The sequence below is a fragment of the Frankia sp. AiPa1 genome, from assembly GCF_023243075.1.
Classification (GTDB): Bacteria; Actinomycetota; Actinomycetes; order Frankiales; family Frankiaceae; genus Frankia.
Genome location: NZ_JALKFZ020000183.1, coordinates 47303 through 66525, shown reverse-complemented (window position 1 = coordinate 66525; position 19223 = coordinate 47303). Strand labels below are relative to the sequence as shown.

The 19223-nt window shown below is 69.7% G+C and carries 21 protein-coding genes and 1 pseudogene; 13 read left to right on the top strand and 9 right to left on the bottom strand.

Annotated elements, in window-relative coordinates; genetic code table 11:
- Positions 1 to 326: 326 nt before the first annotated feature.
- The 5 genes and pseudogenes from MXD95_RS24690 to MXD95_RS24670 all read left to right on the top strand — a co-directional run.
- Positions 327 to 509, top strand: coding sequence for a hypothetical protein (locus MXD95_RS24690; RefSeq protein WP_250643119.1), 183 nt, complete (start codon positions 327 to 329; stop codon positions 507 to 509).
- A 196-nt stretch (positions 510 to 705) separates the two neighbouring features.
- A complete protein-coding gene (locus tag MXD95_RS24685) occupies positions 706 to 945 on the top strand; it encodes a DUF397 domain-containing protein (RefSeq protein ID WP_250643118.1) in 240 nt (79 codons plus the stop codon).
- 95 nt (positions 946 to 1040) lie between these two features.
- Positions 1041 to 1286: a hypothetical protein gene (locus MXD95_RS24680; RefSeq protein WP_250643117.1), complete on the top strand. Its 246-nt coding sequence runs from the start codon at positions 1041 to 1043 to the stop codon at positions 1284 to 1286.
- Complete coding sequence (locus tag MXD95_RS24675; protein ID WP_250643116.1) at positions 1283 to 2077, top strand: hypothetical protein; 795 nt, start codon at positions 1283 to 1285, stop codon at positions 2075 to 2077. Before MXD95_RS24680 ends, MXD95_RS24675 begins: the two co-directional genes overlap by 4 nt.
- 272 nt (positions 2078 to 2349) lie before the next feature.
- Positions 2350 to 2565: pseudogene (locus MXD95_RS24670) on the top strand (HNH endonuclease); the annotation flags it as partial.
- Between the two features lie 54 nt (positions 2566 to 2619).
- Here MXD95_RS24670 and MXD95_RS24665 read toward each other — a convergent pair.
- Positions 2620 to 4260 (bottom strand): bifunctional adenosylcobinamide kinase/adenosylcobinamide-phosphate guanylyltransferase, encoded by a 1641-nt coding sequence (locus MXD95_RS24665; RefSeq protein ID WP_250643114.1) that lies wholly within the window; start codon positions 4258 to 4260, stop codon positions 2620 to 2622.
- A 173-nt stretch (positions 4261 to 4433) separates the two neighbouring features.
- Entirely contained in the window at positions 4434 to 4601 is a 168-nt protein-coding gene (locus MXD95_RS24660; RefSeq protein ID WP_250643113.1) for a hypothetical protein, read from the bottom strand.
- Positions 4602 to 4978: 377 nt separating this feature from the next.
- Here MXD95_RS24660 and MXD95_RS24655 point away from each other — a divergent pair, with 377 nt between their 5' ends.
- From MXD95_RS24655 to MXD95_RS24645, 3 genes are all read left to right on the top strand, one after another.
- Positions 4979 to 5191, top strand: coding sequence for a hypothetical protein (locus MXD95_RS24655; RefSeq protein WP_250643112.1), 213 nt, complete (start codon positions 4979 to 4981; stop codon positions 5189 to 5191).
- 101 nt (positions 5192 to 5292) lie between these two features.
- On the top strand, positions 5293 to 5742 hold the full coding sequence (locus tag MXD95_RS24650) for a nitroreductase family deazaflavin-dependent oxidoreductase (RefSeq protein WP_250643111.1): 450 nt from the start codon (positions 5293 to 5295) through the stop codon (positions 5740 to 5742).
- A 137-nt stretch (positions 5743 to 5879) separates the two neighbouring features.
- Complete coding sequence (locus MXD95_RS24645) at positions 5880 to 6473, top strand: TetR/AcrR family transcriptional regulator (protein ID WP_250643110.1); 594 nt, start codon at positions 5880 to 5882, stop codon at positions 6471 to 6473.
- A 205-nt stretch (positions 6474 to 6678) separates the two neighbouring features.
- Here MXD95_RS24645 and MXD95_RS24640 read toward each other — a convergent pair whose 3' ends face one another.
- The 4 genes from MXD95_RS24640 to nadA all read right to left on the bottom strand — a co-directional run bounded on the left by MXD95_RS24640 (position 6679) and on the right by nadA (position 10309).
- Positions 6679 to 7641, bottom strand: coding sequence for an aldo/keto reductase family protein (locus MXD95_RS24640; RefSeq protein WP_250643109.1), 963 nt, complete (start codon positions 7639 to 7641; stop codon positions 6679 to 6681).
- A 135-nt stretch (positions 7642 to 7776) separates the two neighbouring features.
- Positions 7777 to 8118, bottom strand: a complete 342-nt coding sequence (locus MXD95_RS24635) for a hypothetical protein (RefSeq protein WP_250643108.1) — start codon at positions 8116 to 8118, stop codon at positions 7777 to 7779.
- A 338-nt stretch (positions 8119 to 8456) separates the two neighbouring features.
- Positions 8457 to 9098, bottom strand: a complete 642-nt coding sequence (locus tag MXD95_RS24630; protein WP_250643107.1) for a DUF3043 domain-containing protein — start codon at positions 9096 to 9098, stop codon at positions 8457 to 8459.
- Complete coding sequence (gene nadA / locus MXD95_RS24625) at positions 9098 to 10309, bottom strand: quinolinate synthase NadA (RefSeq protein ID WP_250643106.1); 1212 nt, start codon at positions 10307 to 10309, stop codon at positions 9098 to 9100. Before nadA ends, MXD95_RS24630 begins: the two co-directional genes overlap by 1 nt.
- Before the next feature lie 752 nt (positions 10310 to 11061).
- On the opposite strand from nadA, the gene erpA reads away from it, so the two are divergent.
- Together erpA and MXD95_RS24615 are read left to right on the top strand one after the other, a co-directional pair.
- Positions 11062 to 11424: an iron-sulfur cluster insertion protein ErpA gene (gene erpA / locus MXD95_RS24620; protein WP_250643105.1), complete on the top strand. Its 363-nt coding sequence runs from the start codon at positions 11062 to 11064 to the stop codon at positions 11422 to 11424.
- A 232-nt stretch (positions 11425 to 11656) separates the two neighbouring features.
- Complete coding sequence (locus tag MXD95_RS24615; protein WP_250643104.1) at positions 11657 to 12637, top strand: carbohydrate kinase family protein; 981 nt, start codon at positions 11657 to 11659, stop codon at positions 12635 to 12637.
- A 34-nt stretch (positions 12638 to 12671) separates the two neighbouring features.
- Here the strand turns inward: MXD95_RS24615 and MXD95_RS24610 are convergent, their stop codons facing one another.
- Positions 12672 to 12953 carry a sulfurtransferase TusA family protein gene (locus MXD95_RS24610; RefSeq protein WP_250643103.1) on the bottom strand — a complete coding sequence of 94 codons (282 nt, stop codon included), beginning with the start codon at positions 12951 to 12953 and terminating at the stop codon, positions 12672 to 12674.
- Positions 12950 to 14110, bottom strand: a complete 1161-nt coding sequence (locus tag MXD95_RS24605; RefSeq protein ID WP_250643102.1) for a cysteine desulfurase family protein — start codon at positions 14108 to 14110, stop codon at positions 12950 to 12952. The genes MXD95_RS24610 and MXD95_RS24605 overlap by 4 nt, the downstream gene beginning before the upstream one ends.
- 248 nt (positions 14111 to 14358) lie before the next feature.
- Here MXD95_RS24605 and ctaC point away from each other — a divergent pair, with 248 nt between their 5' ends.
- Genes ctaC through ctaF form a run of 3 tightly spaced genes read left to right on the top strand, consistent with a single transcriptional unit; the run spans position 14359 to position 17438 of the window.
- A complete protein-coding gene (ctaC, locus tag MXD95_RS24600; RefSeq protein ID WP_374122129.1) occupies positions 14359 to 15342 on the top strand; it encodes an aa3-type cytochrome oxidase subunit II in 984 nt (327 codons plus the stop codon).
- Positions 15339 to 17021 (top strand): aa3-type cytochrome oxidase subunit I, encoded by a 1683-nt coding sequence (ctaD, locus tag MXD95_RS24595; RefSeq protein WP_374122128.1) that lies wholly within the window; start codon positions 15339 to 15341, stop codon positions 17019 to 17021. The genes ctaC and ctaD overlap by 4 nt, the downstream gene beginning before the upstream one ends.
- Positions 17022 to 17036: 15 nt before the next feature.
- Positions 17037 to 17438: an aa3-type cytochrome oxidase subunit IV gene (gene ctaF, locus MXD95_RS24590; RefSeq protein ID WP_250643100.1), complete on the top strand. Its 402-nt coding sequence runs from the start codon at positions 17037 to 17039 to the stop codon at positions 17436 to 17438.
- 520 nt (positions 17439 to 17958) lie between these two features.
- Here the strand turns inward: ctaF and trpD are convergent.
- On the bottom strand, positions 17959 to 19035 hold the full coding sequence (trpD, locus tag MXD95_RS24585) for an anthranilate phosphoribosyltransferase (protein WP_250643099.1): 1077 nt from the start codon (positions 19033 to 19035) through the stop codon (positions 17959 to 17961).
- Positions 19036 to 19223 lie beyond the last annotated feature (188 nt).

Genomic DNA, 19223 nt, shown 5'->3' with positions numbered 1-19223 from the left:
TTCAGCACCCCTCCTACACCAGCAGGGGGTCAGATTTCGCAGCCCCCTGGGGGGTCAGTTTTCAGGAGGCGGCGACAGACGTCGGCAATCGCGCTTCTCGTGCCCGCGGACGCGACGCTCACGGACCCCACGTCCAACGACGGGCTGTCCGGCCGTTCCGGCACAACGCTGATGTTCGTGCTTCCCTGTCGGTCTTCGCGGGACTGACCAGAGCCTATGACGGAGGTCTCGTCGTGGCCTTACCAGCTCCGCGTAGACCGGGCACGGTAGCGGGCGCGCCGTTGCTGCCCACCCGCCGACCCGGCCTTTCGTGGCGCGGTGTTCCCATGACTGCTGTCACGGGGGGAGAGTTGGTCTCCTACGCCGTGATCGTCCTGAATGCGGATGATCAGCCGGTGGAGGCACTGGGTGGATGGGATACCGCCCGGCAAGCCGAGGAGTATGCCCGAACCCTTACCGGTATCGCTGGCTACCGGATCGTCCCCCTCGGGCATATCGCCGGTCCCTGAACCACCGCCCGGTTCTCTCCCCGAGCTGGGCGGTGCCCCTCGGGGCTGCCCTGCCCCCAGCGGCGTGCCGTCACCGAGCACCCTGTCGGCACGCGTCACCTGCACCCCCGCCGGCACGGGCCGGGCAGCCCTGCCCCCCTCACACCCACGTCCGAGCGGAGCCGCTCCCGACCGGACGGGACGGAAAGGAGTCCTCATGGCCCCGCCCCCGGGTGACCAGCCCCCACGGCCCAGCGTGGACGGCGTTGACCTTGACGATCTGATCTGGCTCAGAAGCGGCTACACACCCACCGGCATGTACATCGAAGCCGCCGCCCTCTCGGGAGGGGTCGTCCTGCGCCACTCCCACGACCCCGACGGCACCGCCCTCACCTTCACCAGGCAGACATGGGCGGCCCTACTGAACAGCGCGGAGGACTTCCGCGCCCTGATCTGACCCGCCCCGCACCAGCCGTCCCGCCCACGGCCATGGCTCCCCCGACCTACCGCTCGGGAAATCGGCCGTGGGCGGGTGGCCTCTCAGGAGTCCTCATGACCCCACCCGACCAGTTCACGGACACGTCCGCCCCACCACGCGACTATGTGACGATCATGTACGACGCCAGTCCCACCACCATCGGCGTTGTCATCCACCGCTTCCCCCTCAACGTCCCTTACCTGCCCGAACGGGTCTGGCAGCCGGTCGTTGCCGCCGTCCGCGCCAACCCCTGCGCAGAACCACCCACAGTCCTCAACCAGCCCAGCCCGATCGGCCGCAGACCGGCCCCGCGCCGATGAACGACCCGACACCGGACCACAAAACGCGGCCCACCGCGTTGGACGCACTCACCCCCGCCGCGGTCGTCTCCGCGCTCACCGCCGTTCACACCCGGGCCGCTCTCACCGGTTCCGGCACGTTCACCACCACCGAGCTTGCCAAACTGCTCACCGCACCACCATCCGACACCGCACGGATGCTCGTGGTCCTACTCCGCTTCGGCCTGGTCTCCCTGAGCCGCACCGCGAACACCACCACCTACGACGCCAGCGGACTCACCGAACACCACCACCCCGACGACAGCCGGTCCGCCCCCGGACACCCCCGCCCCCGGGAACTCTGGGTCACGCTCATCCACCTCGCATCCGAGGGTCGGACAGCCACGACCGACAGCATCGCGACCCACCTCGACACCCCCACCCAACCCACCCACCGGCTCTGGCTCCTGCTCTGCCTCTCGATGCTCGTCGGCGCCGGACACCTCCACCTACACCGGGGCGACCACCCCGACACCCATCGATGGCAACTCACCCCCACTGGCGAAACCCGCGCCCGACAGACCCTGACCACCCCACCCAGCAATGACGACATCTGGGCAGCCATCACCGCATTCGCCCCGCAGCCCGACAATCCCGCCGCCATTGAAACCGTGGCCCAGCGACTCGGCATCCCAGCGAATCGACTCACCAACTGGCTACACCTCGCCATGATCCGCGGCCAACTCACCCTGACGAATGGCAAAATCACCTCTGTCACAAACCGCGAACGATCGCACCGCCACACAGAAACGGGTCGCGGACACCAACACTAAACAAGGAATTCAGGGCGCATCCTGGCCCAGACCGGTGCCAGGAATCGACATCCACACCGCCACGACCACATTCACCATCTGCTAGCAAGGCCGCTTGCAATAGCAAGCACGGTGGGCGGGGTGCGCCCCGTCCGCGCGTGGTGCATAGATCATCAGCGCCGCGTGGCCGCATGATCGAGGATGGTTGCGTGGGGAAGATGCCATAAAGCCGCAGGTCAGAGACCCATTTTACAGGTGTAACTTACGTCACCCTTCCCTGGTGTCAGGCGCATCATATCGTCTCGTGGCTTGCTAACGGGCCGACGGCGTTGGAAAATCTGGTGTTGCTGTGTGAAAGACATCATGGTCGGGTGCATCGGGAGGGGTGGGAGATTGTGGTGGAGGAGGATCGGCGGCCCACGTTCATCCCGCCCGCGTCGATTGATCCGCTGCGTCGGCCCCGGCGCAATCCCTACAGCCAACCGCCGCCAGATCTCTTTTCCGTGTGATGATGGGGCGTGTCGCGGGCCGATGAGAAGATTGTTGCCGGCGTGTCGGGTCGGTCAGTCCTGGCCGGGCCGCCGTGGGTACAACGGAACCACGATGCCTGCGACGACCAGACACACCTCGTCGCAGGCGGCGGCGAGGGCCGCGTTGGCCCGGCCAAGCGCGTCGCGGAATCGACGACCAGCGGCCGTCGCCGGAACGACTCCGGAGCCGACCTCGTCGGAGACGGCCACCACCCGTCGCGGGGTGATCCGCCACGCGTCGACAAGCTCCGCCATGCGGTCGTCGAGACCCCTGCCGGCAGCGGCGATGTCGGTAGCCCTGCTGTTTCGGGCGGACGCGCCGGCGGCGTCCGGGGAGCCCGGGTGTGCGGCGTCCAGGTCCGGGGGGCTCGGGTCCAGGACGTCGAGGTGGGCGGCGACCCACAGGCCGATGCCGTCGATGAGCAGTGGTGGCCCGGGCGTGCGCAGCAGAGGCACCAGGTCAAGGGTCTCGACCGTCGTCCATGCGGGCGGGCGCCGGGCCTGGTGCGCGGAGATCCGTGCGAACCACTCGGAGTCGGCCGGATCCGGTGGTGCGGCCGTCGCGATGTACACCACCTCGGGCTCGGCCAGCAGCCGACGCTCGGCCTCGGCCGACTTCCCCGAACGGGAGCCCCCGAGCACCAGCGTGCGTCGCGGTGGCGCTGCCACGGCCGGCGTGCCGTCACACAGCCGAATCGGTTTCGCCTCGCGCCCTGAGCTGCGTTCGTGGGCGCCGACGACGGAACGACCGACGCGGCCGTCGGCGTTGGTCTGGCTGGCAGCGTCGGGATCGCCGTCAGCGCTGCTCTGGCAGTCAGAACGGGCGCGCGGCGTGAGGTCGAGGGTCTCGCCGTCACGGGGAGCGCGGGCGCCGTGGTGGGCCAGGCGCCGGGCGAGTTCGTCGCCCGGCGGGTTGCGGTGACTCAAGTGGACGGCGAGGATCTCGGTGGTTTCGACGATCGCGTCGCGGCGGCGCAGCTCACCGACAAGTTCGCCGAAGCTGTCGAGGCCAAGATGCTCGCCGAAGCCGGGGCGGTCGCCGTTGTTCTCCTCCAGCGCCACCACGTCGTACGCGCGGCCTTCGACCGCGGCGAGTGTCGCGGCGGGCAGGGGAGCCGCAGTATCGCATCCGTAGAGCACGCGGCCGCCATCTGGCGCCGTGATGTCGAAGAGGACAGCCGGGCCGATGCTGGCGTCGCCATGCAGGGCCGCCAGTGGACGGATCTCGTACCTCGTCCCGGCATCGCCGAGCCGCAGTGTCCTGCCCGCGACCGCCTCGACGAAGTGCAGCGGGGCGCCCGCACGCTCCGGATCCGCCCCTTCCCAGCGGGTCAGAAATGCGCGGCACACTTCGAGTGCGGCCGGCGGGGCGACGACGTCAAGTGGCCGTCCGGACGCTGTCGACCAGGACCGCCACATGAGGCACTCGGGCCCGAGATGGTCCGGGTGGGCGTGGCCGACCAGCAAATGCCGCAGCCCGGACAGGCGCACGCCCTGGTGGGCCGCGGCACGGGGTACGTCGGGACCGCAGTCGACAAGCAGCACATCGTCGACGAGGATCGCGGTCTGCCCGCGGATCTCGTTGTGCTCGCGTGCCCAGGCGCAGGACGCGCAGTCACACCACGGGTTCGGCCAGCCGTCTGCCGAGCCTGTACCGAGCAGCCGGATACGCACCCGCGTTCAGTGCCCTGCGGGCGTGTTCGTCACGGCCGCGCTGACAGCAGTCGCGCTGGTAACGACTGCGCCGGCAGCGATGGTGCCGTGAGCCATGCTTGCCCCAGTGTCTGCCACAGCCATGTTTGCTGCAGCTCTGTCGGCCGCGGCCCGGTCCGCGCGCACCGAAGCGCTCAGGCGTGCGGGTGGCGCTTGCGTTCCCAGCGGGTCATCGCCGTGAGCACGATCGCGAGCAGAATGATTGCCGCGAAGGTGACGATGACCGCAGCCCACCAGGACAGCGGCGGATTATGCTCCGCGGACTCGGCGGCGAGAACTGCGGCGGTGCGGACGGTACCCACGCGGGTCGTTCCTCCCCGTGATGACGGATGTTGGTGGATCATCGGCGCTGGCAGGGCGGTGCGGCGTTCGGAGCGTGGCGCTGGCACGGTGCCAGCGTTGACATGGTGCCAGCGCGGCGCCTTTGCCGTGGCGACCGGACTGACGTTACCGGCGTCGGGGACATCCTGACCCGCCTGCCCCCGCCCGCGCCAGTAGCGGGTGGACCACATCGCGGGTACGCGTGGCCGATGCCCGGGTGGCGTTCGGCACTGGTGTTCCGCCTGCCGGGTCGTCCCGGTGACCGGTGCGCGCGGTTGGATGAGTCACCGGCCGTGCGGCCGGGTGATCGCGGGTGGCCCGAGCGGCGGGCATCCACACGAGTGGGAGGGGCCGGCGGATGACCTGGACCTGGCGCTATGAGGGGGACGACGGCGCGACGGCGACGGTCGGGGGTGCGGCTGGTTCCGAGTCGTTCACCAGTCAGGGAGACGCCGAGACCTGGCTCGGCGAGACCTGGCGGGAGCTGTTCGAAGCCGGAGTCGCCCAGGTCACACTGCTGGACGCCGGCCGTCGCGTCTACGGGCCGATGACCCTTCGCCCGGTCACCTGATCGGAGGACTTGACGAAGCAGTGGCTAACGCTGTTAGCTTTCGCTATGGATAACGTCGTTAGCTTCATGCTGGAGATTCCTGCTCTGGAGGTTTAAGGATCATGACGGACCACTACCGCGCGCCCGGATGGTTCACCCGCAACATCGCCAACCGGCTGGTCGCCGCGTTCACCCGCGCTGGCGTGAGCCTGCTCGGCAGCCGGGTGCTGGAAGTGCGCGGCCGTACCAGTGGTGAGCCGCGGCGGACTCCCGTGAACCTTTTGGTGCTCGACGGCCGGCAGTACCTCGTGTCCGCTCGCGGGCACGGGCAGTGGGTGCGTAACGTGCGCGCCGCAGGCGGGGAACTCGCGCTGCTGCTCGGCCGTAACCGCACCTCCTTCCACGCCGACGAGGTGGCGCCGGAGGACAGCGTCGCTGTGCTGCGCGCTTATCTGAAGCGGTGGAAGTCCGAGGTAGGTGTCTTCTTCGACGGTGTCGGCCCGGAGTCGAGCGATGAGGAGATCCGGCGGATCGCGCATCGCCACCCTGTCTTCGCTCTCACCCCGCAGTGACACCGCTGCCACCGCCACCGCCACCGCCATCGCCGCCACCGCCATCGCCGCCACCGTCAGCACAGCCATTGCCACCGCAATCGTTGGCACAGCCACCATCGCAGCCATCGTCGGCGGCGAAGCTGCGGTTGCCATCGGTGCGGTCCTCGCTGCTGGAACCGCCCTTGCTGCCGGCGCTGCCGCTGCCGCGGACTGCCGCCCGACCTGAGCCGCCGCAGTTCTCGGCGCGGGTCCTCGAGATTCTCGCCGCCGCGGGCGACGTGCTTGAGCGGGAGGGGATCGAGGCGCTGACCATGCGCCGGATCGGCGAGGTGCTGGGCATCCGAGCGCCATCGCTCTACAAACATCTCGCCGGTAAGGACGCGCTGGCGGCGGGGATCATCAACACCGTCCTCGTCGACGTTGGCGACCTGCTGCACGACGCGGTGGACCAGACAGACGGCTGCGACGCGGTGGCGGTCCTGGTAGACGCCTACCGAGGATTCGCCCGAGGTCATCCAAACCTCTACCGGCTGTGCACCGCCGGCCGGTTGCCTCGGGCGGAGCTCTCGGCCGGGCTCGAGCAGTGGGCGGGGGAGCCGTTCTACCGGGCGACCGGAGACCCATACCGAGCGCAGGCGCTCTGGGCCGCGACTCACGGCGCCGTCATTCTCGAACTGGACGGGCGGTACCTGCCCGGTTCCGACCTGGACCGGACCTACGCGGCGATCGTCGAGGCGTTCGCCGCGTAGGTCGGGAGGTCAGCGCAGGCCGGGGCGAGGGCAATCCATAACCGGAGGTTGCCGGTGCCGCAGCAAGCGACCTGTCCGGACCCGGTGACCCAGCTGATCAGCGGGTGGCACGGCCGGTCGGCAGCTACCGCGCCGGTCGGAAATGCTGTGCCCTCGGAGATGCTGTGCCGGTCAGGGATGGCGCGTCGGTGGGGTTGCGCGTCGGTCAGCGGGTGACGACGTTGGCGAGGACGTCGTCGATGCGCTTGAGGATCGCCGGGTCCAGGACGATGCCGGAGGCCTTCACGTTCTCCTGCACCTGCTCCGGACGGGACGCGCCGATGATCGCCGAGGCGACGTTGTCGTTCTGCAGCACCCAGGCGACGGCGAGTTGCGCCATCGACAGTTCGGCGTCGGCGGCGATCGGCTTGAGGTTCTGCACGGCGGTCAGCACGTCGTCGTCCAGCAGCCGGGCGATGAACCCCGAGCCCGTCTGACCGGTGGCGCGGCTGCCGCTCGGCGGCGGCTGGCCGGGCAGGTACTTGCCGGTCAGCACGCCCTGGGCGATTGGTGACCAGACGATCTGCGAGATGCCGGCCTGCTCGCTGGCGGGCACCACATCGGTCTCGATGGTGCGCCACAACATCGAGTACTGCGGCTGGTTGGAGATGATCCGGTCCAGACCCAGCTCGCCGGCGATCCGCACGGCGTCGGTGATCTGCTTGCCGGTCCACTCGGACACGCCGACGTAGAGCACCTTCCCGGCGCGGACGAGGTCGTCGAACGCCCGCAGGGTCTCCTCCAGCGGAACCGACGGGTCGTAACGGTGGGCCTGGTAGAGATCGAGATGGTCGGTGCGCAGCCGGCGCAGCGAGTTGTGCGCGGACTCGATGATGTGCTTGCGGCCGAGCCCCTTGTCGTTCTCGCCGGGACCGGTCGGCCAGAAGACCTTGGTGAACAGCTCGTACGACTCGCGGCGCATCCCGGCCAGGGCCTCGCCGAGCACGCTCTCAGCCCGCGTGCCGGCGTACACGTCGGCGGTGTCGAACGTGGTGATCCCCACGTCGAAGGCGGCGCGTACGCAGGAGATCGCCGCCTCCGCCTCGATCTGGTCTCCGTGGGTGATCCAGTTCCCGTACGAGATCTCGCTGACGGACAGGCCGCTACGTCCCAGACGTCGATGTTTCACCCGACCAACCTATGACTCGCGGACTGGACCGGTCATCACTGCCCAGGCCGCCCGCCGAGTGTCGCGTCGCCTCGACGCCCCGGCACCCTGGAACGCCACGGGGACAGGCCCCCGCGCGCACCTCAGGACGGCCGCTCAGGTCCACCAGGTGACGGCGGAGGGGTCCGGGACCAGGCCGTTCGCCCAGTCGACATCGAGATGCTCGCCGGGGTCGCCCGGGTCGGTGATCTCGTCGACAAAGATGATCTCCGCGAGCCGCTCGGTGGTCACGTCCGCATCGAACAGCGAGGCAAGCTCGGGGACCACGTAATGCCTGCCGATGACGGGGCCGTCGGGCCATTCCCGGTACAGCATCACCACGCTGTCGGAGCCGATGACCCGGCCGGCGACCCAGACCACACGCTGCCCGAGAATTCTTTTCGGGTCCAGGACCAGATCGCGAACCTGCCTGAGGAGGAGCGCCGGATCATGGTGCATCGCCGCCTCCGTTCGCGGTCTTTGTTCCCGCCGCTTCGCGGTCGTTGTTCCCGCCGCGGAGTGAGGTTATGGCATCCACCCCGCGAGTCGGCTTTCGGCCCGACTGATGGCACGCCTGCTGTCCCTGGGGCTGAGCCATCGGTGATCGGCGCGAGGTCGAGCGGCGCCGGTGCATCGTCGCCGAGCCCGTTGCGCTCCGGCACAGAGGCCAGGAGGGCGAAGAGGGCAAGGAAATGGTTTCCCGGTCGACGTCGGGGAGCGTGGCAGCACGCCTTCCGCGGCGGCACAGCTGCGGCCGGGGGTGCGGCATCGGGCGCCCGACGCCGCACGCGATCGGGCTACGGCCTGGGGTCGGCGCGGGAGACGCGCGGGCGGGGCAGGCGCCAGCGACGGGGGAGCAGGGCGCGCTGGGCGGCGTAGGCGCGCACCCGGACCCGGGAATCCGGATAACGCTCGGTGATCCGCTTGCTGACCTGCCACGACAGCACGATCGAGTCGACCACCACCGCGACGATCCCGGCGAGCATGAGGATTGTCGCCGCGAACCGCACGGTGCCGATCGGAACCAGACCGCCGACGAAGTAGAGGACCGCCGCGATCAGGAAGAACGGGCCGACGTTGATCCGGGTGTCGACGAAGTCCCGGGCGAGCACCCGCTCAGGGGCGCGTTCGCGCGGTGGTAGCCGGCTGACGTCCCCGGACATCATCGCGGCCCGGTAGTCCTGGCTCTGCTTGCGCCGGGTGGCACGCGCCTCGGTCCGGTTCGCGGGCTTCTTCGCCGTCGCGGTGGTCTGCGTCCGGGCCGCCCGGGCGTCGGAGCGCTTCGGTGTCGGCCGGCCTTTGCCGGCGGTGCGGCGCGGGCCGTCGTCCGGCACCAACTCGCCCGTCAGCTCGACGGCGGTTTCGGCGGATCCCGTGGCCGTGCCGGCAGCATCGGACACGTCCGGATCGGCGCCGCCGCGGCGCTTGAGCAGGGCCATCAGGGCAGTGCCAACATCTGATCGAGTGCCTTCCGAGCAGGGGTGGCCACGTCCGGGTCGACCGTGATCTGGTTCGGCGTCTCCCCGCGGACGAGGGACTCCAGCGCCCAGACGAGGTGCGGCATGTCGATCCGGTTCATGGTGGAACAGAAACACACCGTACGGTCCAGGAAGACAATCGTCTTGTCGGGGTGGCGGGTGGCCAGCCGGCGCACGAGGTTCAGCTCGGTGCCGATGGCGAACGCGGAACCGGGCGGAGCCGCGTCGACGGCGGCGATGATGTATTCCGTCGAGCCGACCAGGTCCGCCGCGGTGACCACCTCCCGGCGACACTCCGGGTGGACGAGCACGGTCACGCCGGGGACGCGGGAGCGCACCTCGTCCACGCTGGCCCGGGTGAACCGACCGTGCACCGAGCAGTGGCCGCGCCAGAGGATCATCTTCGCGGTGCGCAGCTGCTGCTCGGTGAGCCCGCCGCGGGGCCGGCGCGGGTCGTAGACGACACAGTCGGACTCGGTCATGCCGAGCTCGTTGATCGCGGTGTTGCGGCCCAGGTGCTGGTCGGGAAGAAACAGCACCCGCTCGCCGCCCCGGGGGCCGAACGCCCATTCCAGCGCTCGGCGGGCGTTCGACGACGTGCAGATCGTGCCGTCGTGGCGCCCGGTGAACGCCTTGATGGCGGCAGAGGAGTTCATGTAGCTGACCGGCACGGTGGCGTCGGCCACCCCCACGTCAGCCAGGTCGTCCCAGGCCTGCTCGACCTGCTCGGCGGTGGCCATGTCGGCCATCGAGCAGCCCGCGGCGAGGTCCGGCAGGATGACGCGCTGGTGCGCTCCGGTGAGGATGTCGGCGCTTTCGGCCATGAAGTGCACGCCGCAGAAGACGATCGCCTCGGCCTCGGGACGGGCCGCGGCAAGCTGGGCGAGCTTGAACGAGTCACCGGTGACGTCCGCGAACGCGATGACCTCGTCGCGCTGGTAGTGGTGCCCGAGGACGAACACTCTGTCGCCGAGCGTGGCCTTCGCGGCGGCGGCCCGGGCGGCGAGCCGCGGGTCGGCGGCGGGCGGCAGATCACCCGGGCAGTCGACGCCACGCTCGCTGGCCGGGTCCGCCTCGCGGCCGAGCAGCAGCAGAGCCAGCGGCGACGGGACGGCCCCCACCAGCGTCAGAGACGGGTCCGGATCGTGCCCGAGGGCCGGGTTGGTGGTCATGGCGCTCCTCCGGTCGACCGGCCTGTGGGCCTGGCCGCCTGTCCTGTGCGCCGGCCGGCCGGTGAGCCCGCCGGGGCCGTCTGCGGATGGTCCACTTACGAACGGTCTACTTTCGAATGGTCGATGAGACGAATGGTCGATGAGACTCTAACTCCCCCTGACAGCATCGTATGCGCGGATGTGCCGGCGTGGGGCCGACTCGTCGTCGGGGTCACCGGGTCATCACCGGTGACGCCTGAACCCCGAAATGTCGGGACTCCCAGGCCTTGGCCTCGTGTGCCCTGGCGGTGTCCGGCCCGGCACCGTTCCAGGTCAGGAGGTCAAGGCGTCACCTGGCCTGCCGTCGTGGGCCGGCGGTCCCGGGCGCTGGGGCCGGACGGGGACATGGCCGGTACGTAACGCGAGGTGACGGGGGTCTCGCGGTCGACGCGGTCGCGCCGTGGTCGGGTACCCGAGGTCTCGCTACGATGGGAAGCGGATCCCGTCCGATGGTGTTGGCATGGATGAAGTGTTGGGCATGGATGAAGTCGTCGGGCATGGATGTTGTTGCCGGGCACGGAGTCCGGCGCAGTGGCCGTCTGATGCCTGGGGCGTCTGCCGGGAAGCCGGTGGCGTCGCGGGCAGTACCGGAAGCGACACCCGACCGCAGTGCGACTGAACCGCAGTGCGACCGATCCGAAGCGCAGTACCCGACCGGAACCAATGAGCCTGGCCCCGCCAGGCACGTCACAGCAAGGGCAGGAGTAGTCCCTATGACCGTTCAGGACACGACGGAGACCGCGACGCAGTCCTCGAGCGTCCTCCTCACCGACACGGCTGCCGGCAAGGTGAAGACCCTGCTGGAGCAGGAAGGTCGGGATGACCTCAAGCTGCGCATCGCGGTGCAGCCCGGTGGCTGCTCGGGCATGCGGTACCAGCTCTTCTTCGACGAGCGGTCCCTCGACGGCGATGTCGTTCTGGACTTCTCGGGCGTCAAGGTCGCCGTCGACCGGATGAGCGCCCCCTACCTGGGCGGCGCGACGATCGACTTCGTCGACACGATCGAGAAGCAGGGCTTCACGATCGACAACCCCAACGCGCAGGGCTCCTGCGCCTGCGGCGACTCGTTCCACTGAGCCGACCGCCGGTCGAGCCGGCCGTCTGCGATTCCGGGGTGATCCCTCTGGCCGGAATCTGACGGGGGTTGGGCCGCCGCATCGAACGTCGGAGCCCGTCATGGCCAGTCCTGGTCGTGACGGGCTCCGTTCGTTCTGGCCGCCTGAGCCGCCGAGACGGCGGCACTGGGCCGACGACGGCGACGCAGGCGGCTCCGAGGCCACACCGAGGCACCCGGTAGGCTGCACCATCGTGGATATCGCCGTCACGGGTTCCGTTGCCACCGATCACCTGATGCGCTTCCCAGGGCGGTTTGCCGAGCAGTTGCTCGCCGACCAGCTCGAGAAGGTCTCCCTGTCGTTCCTCGTCGACGAGCTCGTGGTCCGTCGCGGCGGGGCGGCTGCCAACATCGCGATCGGCCTCGGGCGTCTCGGACTGCGCCCGATCCTCGTCGGCGCGGTCGGCAACGACTTCGGGGACTACCGCACCTGGCTCGACGACCATGGAGTGGACACCAGCGCCCTGCGGGTCAGCCAGACCGCGCACACCGCCCGGTTCAGCTGCACCACCGACCTGGACCTCAACCAGATCGCCTCGTTCTACCCAGGGGCGATGGACGAGGCCGCCGAGATCGAGCTCGCGCCCATCGCCGAGCGGGCCGGCGGGCTCGACCTGGTCATCATCAGCCCGAACAACCCCGCGGCGATGCTGCGCCACGCCCAGGAGAGCCGCGAGCGCGGCTACGCGTTCGCCGCCGACCCGTCTCAGCAGCTCGCCCTGCTCGACGGCTCGCAGATCCGCGAATTCGTCGCCGGTGCGGCCTACCTGTTCTGCAACGAGTACGAGAAGGCCCTGCTTGCCAGCAAGACCGGCTGGTCGGACGCGGACATCCTGGCGACGGTCGGCGTGCGGGTCACCACCCATGGCAAGGACGGCGTGGTGATCGAGGCCCCGGGCAGCGACATCATCCGGGTTCCTGTCGTTCCCGCCCGGGACACCCCGGATCCCACCGGCGTCGGCGACGGCTTCCGCGCCGGGTTTCTCGCCGGATTGTCCTGGGAACTGCCGCTGGAGCGCGCCGCCCAGCTAGGCACGCTCATCGCGACCCTGGTGCTGGAGACGGTCGGTCCGCAGGACTACGAGATCGACCCGACCGACGCGCTCAAGCGGCTTGCCGAGGCCTACGGGGATGCGGCCGCCGCCGAGATCGCCGAGCACCTTCCCGCGTCCTGACCCCCGGCCGGGAGCCGCTGGCTCAGGGATTCGGTCAGCTCCGGCGGCGCACGACGAACTCCTCGCCGTCCGGCGGCAATGCCCCAGTCGACACCAGTTCGTGGTTCCGCAGTCGGCACCATGCGGCAACGTCCGGTCCGGCCGCGGGATCGTTCGCCCACAGGGTGACCGTCTCGCCGGGGGCGACCGTGACGATGGCCCGGGCCAGGTCGATGATCGGTAGCGGGCAGCGCCGGCCGCGCGCGTCCACCACCGTGCTGCCGTCGGTCATGCCGCCGTCGGTCATGCCGCCGTCGGTCATGCCGCCGTCGGTCATGCGGATGGGTCCAGGTCGCCGGCGCCGAACCGGGCACGGATCTCGCGCACGACGCCGGGCAGCACGTCCACCAGAGCGTCGACGTCGGTCTGGGTGGAGTTCCGGCCGAAGGAGATCCGCAGGTTGCCGTGGGTGAGCGCACCCATGGCGACCAGCACATGACTCGGCGTCAGAGCGTCCGAGGTGCAGCTCGACCCGGAACTGACGGCAATGCCCGCCCGGTCCAGCCCGTCGAGCAGGGCTTCTCCCGCCACGTACAGGCAGGAGAAGGCGCAGATGTGGGGCACCGACCCGGTCGGATCCGGATCGCCGAGCAGCTCGACCCCGTCGATCAGCGCCGGCAGGCGGCGACGCAGGGCCGCGACGAGGCCGGTCAGACGCGCGGACTCCGCGGCGATCTCGCCAGCACGAGCGGCGAGTGCGGCCGCGGTCGCGACGATGGACGGCACATCCGGATAGCCGGCGACCCGGCCTGCCTCCCGCTCGTCGGTGGGGCCCGGACTGCGCCAGCGGGTGCCGGTGCGGATCGCGAGGATTCCGACGCCGGCGGGTCCACCGAACTTGTGGCCGCTGGCCGTGAGCAGGTCGACGCCGAGCTCGCGCAGGTTCACCGGGACATGTCCGACGGTCACGGCCGCATCGGTGTGCAGGGGCACACCGGCGGCGCGCAGCCGCGCGGCGACCTCGGCTACCGGCTGCAGCGTGCCGACCTCGTGGTTGGCATGCTGCAGGCTGGCCACGGCGGTGCCGGCCGGAGGAATGAAGGTCTCGGGGTCGACCCGGCCGACGCCGTCGACTGCGACCTCGGTGACCCGTCCGCCCGCCTGTTCGTGGTGCGCCGCCACGTGCAGGACGCTGGAATGCTCGACCGCGCTCACCAGGATCAGATCGCCCGCGCGGCGGCGGGCCGCGGCCGCGCCGAGCAGTGCGGCGGTGGCCGCCGCGGTGCCGCTGGAGGTGAAACTGATCTCGTCCGGGCGGGCGCCAAGGGTGGTGGCGACCGTCTCGCGGGCCGCGTCGAGCAGCATCCGGGCCCGTCGACCCTCGCGGTAGAGCCGCGCCGGGTCGGCCCAGCCGTCGTCCAGCGCGACCAGCAACGCGTCGCGGGCGGCGGGGTGCAGGGGCGTGGTCGACGCATGGTCGAGATAGGCCGGCACGGGGCAAGACGCTACGCCCTGGCGAAGCGATGGGGGGCGCGCATCACAGCCCCTTGATGGGCCTGAGGCGAGAAGCTGTCGGGCCGCTGAGATACGCTGCTGCCGCACCATCTACAGCGTGTCGAAGACAGCATGTCGTCCGGAGGGATCGACCGGGGTGACATGGCGTTTGAAGGGGTTTCGCGGGATGGCGGCGGGCAGCGTTCACGTCGCCCCCGCGTGCCGCTAGTCGTGGGAGGCAGGACCTGGTGAGGAGATCCTTCGGTCGGACCCGGCCGTCGGCCGTGGATGTCCCGGTCGCGGAGGTCCCGGTCGCGGAGGTCGGAGGCACGCCGGCTGGCTCCGGTGGAGCATCCGGCGGGGCGTCCGGCAGGCGGGGCGCCATGCGCTCGCGAAGCCGCCGGACCCTGCGTCTGGTCGGGCCGCTCGCGCTCGTGGGCATCGCGGCGACTGCCTGCGAGCGGCCCAACTTCGGTTATCCCGATGGTGTGACGAATTACTCGCCGCGCCTGCTGAATCTGTGGCAGGGCTCGGCGATCGCGGCGCTCGTCGTCGGCGTCATGGTCTGGGGCATGATCCTTTATGCCGTCGTCGCGTTCCGCAAGCGCAGCGACGTGCTGCCCCGGCAGATCCGTTACAACCTGCCGGTTGAAATTCTGTACACGGTCGTGCCGGTGGTCATCGTGGTCGGCATGTTCTACTACACGGCCCGGGACGAGTCGGAGGTCACCAAGCTCTCCGCGCACCCGGACGTGACGGTCGACGTCATCGGCTTCCGCTGGAACTGGCAGTTCAAGTACCTCGACCCCGGGGTGGGTTCGGCAGGCCCGAGCCAGAACCAGATCGAGGTCACCGGCCGCCCCGGTGAGCCCGCGGTGCTGGTGCTGCCGCAGAACCGCTCGATCCGGTTCGTGGAAACCTCGCCAGACGTGATCCACTCCTTCTGGGTGCCCGAGTTCCTGTTCAAGCGGGACGTGATTCCCGGCCGGGTCAACCAGTTCGAGCTGACGGTCACCAAGACCGGCACGTTCATCGGCCGTTGCGCCGAGCTCTGCGGGACCGACCACGACCGGATGAACTTCTACGTGAAGGTCGTGCCCCAAGCCGAGTACGACAAGTTCATCACGGAGCGGCTGAACGCTCCCGTCTCGTCGACGTCCTCGGCGACGTCGACGCAGGCCGCCGCGGCGCCCACCGCGGTCACCGCCACCACCTCCGGGAGCGGACAGTGACCCTCGTGCACGAAACGGGAGTCGGCCACGCCGAACCCGAACTATCCCACCTACCCAGGCGGACGAATCTGCTCGGGTATCTGCGCACGACGTCGCACAAGGACATCGCCGTGATGTACTTCGTGACGTCGATGGGATTCTTCCTGTTCGCCGGGATTCTGGCGATCATGATGCGGGCCGAGCTCGCCCGGCCGGGGCTGCAGTACTTCTCCAACGAGCAGTACAACCAGCTGTTCACGATGCACGGCACGCTCATGCTGCTGATGTTCGCGACGCCGATCGCGTTCGCCTTCGCGAACCTGCTGGTGCCGCTGCAGATCGGCTCGCCGGACGTCGCCTTCCCGCGGCTGAACGCCCTGTCGTACTGGTTCTTCACGTTCGGCAGCCTGGCGGTGGTGGCGGGCTTCCTGACCCCGAACGGCGCCGCGTCGTTCGGCTGGTTCGCCTACGCGCCGCTGAGTAACGAGATCTACTCCCCGGGTGCCGGCTCCGACCTGTGGATCATGGGCCTGACGGTGTCGGGTCTTGGCACCATCCTCGGTGGCGTCAACATGATCACGACGATCCTGTGTCTGCGCGCTCCCGGCATGACCATGTTCCGGCTGCCGATCTTCTGCTGGAACTTCCTGGTCACCTCGATCCTCGTACTCATCGCCTTCCCGGTGCTGGCCGCGGCGCTGCTCGCGCTCGAGGCCGACCGGCGCTTCGGCGCGCACGTGTTCGATGCCGGCAACGGCGGTGCCCTGCTCTGGCAGCACCTGTTCTGGTTCTTCGGGCATCCCGAGGTGTACATCCTCGCGCTGCCGTTCTTCGGGATCGTCAGTGAGATCCTGCCCGTGTTCTCCCGCAAGCCGCTGTTCGGCTACAAGGGCCTCGTTTTTGCCACCATCGGCATCGGCGCCCTGTCGGTGGCGGTGTGGGCGCACCACATGTTCGTCACCGGCGCGGTCCTGCTGCCGTTCTTCGCGTTCCTGTCGTTCCTCATCGCGGTGCCTACCGGTATGAAGTTCTTCAACTGGATCGGCACGATGTGGCGGGGGCAGCTCACCTTCGAGACGCCGATGCTGTTCAGCATCGGCTTCCTGGTGACGTTCCTGTTCGGTGGCCTCACCGGTGTTCTGCTGGCGAGCCCGCCGATCGACTTCCACGTGTCGGACAGCTACTTCGTCGTGGCGCACTTCCACTACGTCGTGTTCGGCACGGTCGTGTTCGCGGCCTACGCCGGGACCTACTTCTGGTTCCCGAAGGTCACCGGCCGGATGATGAACGACAGGCTCGGCAAGGTCCACTTCTGGACGGTGTTCCTCGGCTTCCATGCCACGTTCCTCGTCCAGCACTGGCTGGGCCTGAAGGGCATGCCGCGGCGGTACGCCGACTACAGCGCCACCGACGGGTTCACCACACTGAACACGTTCTCCAGCGCCGGATCGTTCCTGCTGGCGTTGTCGACGCTGCCGTTCCTGTACAACCTGTGGTACTCGTACCGCAAGGGCCAGCTCGCCGTCGTCGACGACCCATGGGGCTACGGGAACTCGCTGGAATGGGCGACGTCCTGCCCGCCGCCGCGGCACAACTTCACCTCGCTGCCGCGGATCCGGTCCGAGCGGCCCGCGTTCGACCTGCATTTCCCGGCCACGGTCGGTCGGGTCGACTACCACGCCACACCCGAGATCAGTTAGGAGGGTGGCGACCTCATGAAGGTGGAAGGCATCGTCTTCAGCTTCTTCGGCCTGTTCGCCGGAGTGACGGCGCTGGTGTACTGGTTCTGGGCCAAGGACCCGACCGGTACCGCGGCCCTCACCCTCACCACGGGCCTGGGCTTTCTCGTCGGCGGCTATCTCATGTTCACCGGCCGGCGCATCGGCATGCGCCCGCAGGACCTGCCGGACGCCGAGGTCGCGGACGGCGCCGGCGAGCTCGGCCACTTCACCCCGGGCAGCTACTACCCGTTCTTCATCGGCGCCAGCGCCGTGACCGCGGCGATGGGCTTCGTCTTCGGGGTGTGGCTGATCGTCCTCGGCGGCGCCATGGTGGTCGCGTTCGTGACCTGCCTGGTGTTCGAGAACTTCTGGCACCTGCCCGTGCCCGAGGACTGAACCGAAACCCAGCCTTAACCGCACCACAGCCTTAACCGCACTGTGCAACCGTGGGGGCCGGTAACCATCTCGGTGGTTACCGGCCCCCACGTCACGTCGCCAGCGGCAACACTAGTGCGCCGGCAATCTACCTTGGCGGTGGTGAAACGACCGACGTCACCGTCGGTGCTCACCTTCGGCTCCGTTGATCACATCGCGGGTCGCCGATGGGTCCTTTTGGTAGGGCAAATCGGACACGAAACCGGTAACTCCGACCACGTGGTCCTTCTGTCGCGCAGGCATCCGACAAATCAGACATCAAGGACGGTCGCTCTGGGTAATCATGGCGACCATTACGGATCGTGGACCACCCACTCGGGCGCTGACGACCCTCCCGGTAGCTGACGACCCTCCTGGTAGCTGACGGCCCTCTCGGTAGCCGCATCGGCCATCGATCCCGACGCCGCACCGGAAACCCCCACGATCCCCAGCACCCCGCCTGCCAGGTTCCCACGACCCGGGAACGTTCGCCGTCAGCGCGCTAGCTGCCTGATGTGGCCGCGGCGGCCTGGCTGGCGGTGACCCAGCGGTCCAGGACGGTGCGGGCGGCGCCCGAGTCGACGGCGGCAGCGGCGCGGGGGAGGACCGAGCCGATCTGCTCGGCGATCGGTGCCGGGCCTGGTCCGTCGGCGGCGACGAGCGCCGCCGCGGCGGCGAGCAGGACCGCGTCCCGGATGGGACCCGGCTCGCCGGCCAGCACGGCCCGGGTGACGGCGGCGTTGTGCGGCGCGTCGGCCCCGCGCAGAGCCGCACCGTCGGCGACGTGAATGCCCACCTCGCGCGGGTCGAAGCGCTCGCGGCGTAGCGACCCGGGGTCCGCCTCGCCGCCGGGGATCACCCAGACGGTGGACGTGGTCACCGGGCTGAGCTCGTCCAGGCCGTCGTCGCCGCGGAAGACCAGCGCGCGGGTGCCGCGGTCGGCCAGCACCTGGGCGACGACGGGGGCCAGGCGAGGGTCGGCGACCCCGATGGCCTGCGCTCCCGGCCGACCTGGATTCGTCAGCGGGCCGAGGATGTTGAACGCCGTCGGCACCCCGAGCTCGGCCCGGGTGGGGCCGGCGTGGCGCATCGCCGGGTGGAAGATCCGGGCGAAGCAGAAGGCGATGTTCGCGACCGGCAGCGACTGCGCGACGCCCGCTGGCGGCAGGTCGATGACCACCCCGAGCTCGGCAAGCAGGTCGGCGGACCCGCAGGACGACGAGGCGGCCCGGTTGCCGTGCTTGATCACCGGGGTGCCGGCCCCGGCGACGACGAGCGCGGCCATCGTGGAGATGTTGACCGTGTTCGACCGGTCTCCGCCGGTGCCGCAGGTGTCCACGGCCCGCGCCCGCAGCTCGTCGGCCACCCGCAGATGCTCGGCGTGGACGAGCATCCCCTCGACCAGGCCACCGATCTCGTCGGCGGTCTCACCCTTGGCGCGCAACGCCACCATGAAGCCGGCGATCTGTGCCGGTGACGCCGCTCCGGCCATGATCTGGTCCATGGCCCAGGCCGCGCCGCCACGATCCAGCCGCTCACCCGCCAGCAGCGCGCCGAGGAGATCCGGCCAGCTCGGCACCCGACCCGTGCCCACGGCGGCCCGCGCGGTCGCCGGCGTCGTGGTCGATACGTGCGCGGCGTTGGCAGCACCCGGGGGAACGGCAGCACCCGGGGGAACGGCAGCACCTGGGGAATCGGCAGCGCCTGGGGGAACGGCGGGGCCTGGGGAATCGGCAGCAGCTGGGGGAACGGCAGCGCCTGGGGGAA

Excerpts from the sequence above, each read along its gene's own strand:
- MXD95_RS24630 (WP_250643107.1), bottom strand. The coding sequence starts at position 9,098 with ATGGCCCTGCTCAAGCGCCGCGGCGGCGCCGATCCGGACGTGTCCGAT.
- MXD95_RS24610 (WP_250643103.1), bottom strand. The coding sequence starts at position 12,953 with ATGACCGACGGCGGCATGACCGACGGCGGCATGACCGACGGCGGCATG.
- MXD95_RS24675 (WP_250643116.1), top strand. The coding sequence starts at position 1,283 with ATGAACGACCCGACACCGGACCACAAAACGCGGCCCACCGCGTTGGAC.
- MXD95_RS24685 (WP_250643118.1), top strand. The coding sequence starts at position 706 with ATGGCCCCGCCCCCGGGTGACCAGCCCCCACGGCCCAGCGTGGACGGC.
- MXD95_RS24690 (WP_250643119.1), top strand. The coding sequence starts at position 327 with ATGACTGCTGTCACGGGGGGAGAGTTGGTCTCCTACGCCGTGATCGTC.
- MXD95_RS24655 (WP_250643112.1), top strand. The coding sequence starts at position 4,979 with ATGACCTGGACCTGGCGCTATGAGGGGGACGACGGCGCGACGGCGACG.
- MXD95_RS24635 (WP_250643108.1), bottom strand. The coding sequence starts at position 8,118 with ATGCACCATGATCCGGCGCTCCTCCTCAGGCAGGTTCGCGATCTGGTC.
- MXD95_RS24650 (WP_250643111.1), top strand. The coding sequence starts at position 5,293 with ATGACGGACCACTACCGCGCGCCCGGATGGTTCACCCGCAACATCGCC.
- nadA (WP_250643106.1), bottom strand. The coding sequence starts at position 10,309 with ATGACCACCAACCCGGCCCTCGGGCACGATCCGGACCCGTCTCTGACG.
- erpA (WP_250643105.1), top strand. The coding sequence starts at position 11,062 with ATGACCGTTCAGGACACGACGGAGACCGCGACGCAGTCCTCGAGCGTC.
- MXD95_RS24680 (WP_250643117.1), top strand. The coding sequence starts at position 1,041 with ATGACCCCACCCGACCAGTTCACGGACACGTCCGCCCCACCACGCGAC.
- ctaF (WP_250643100.1), top strand. The coding sequence starts at position 17,037 with ATGAAGGTGGAAGGCATCGTCTTCAGCTTCTTCGGCCTGTTCGCCGGA.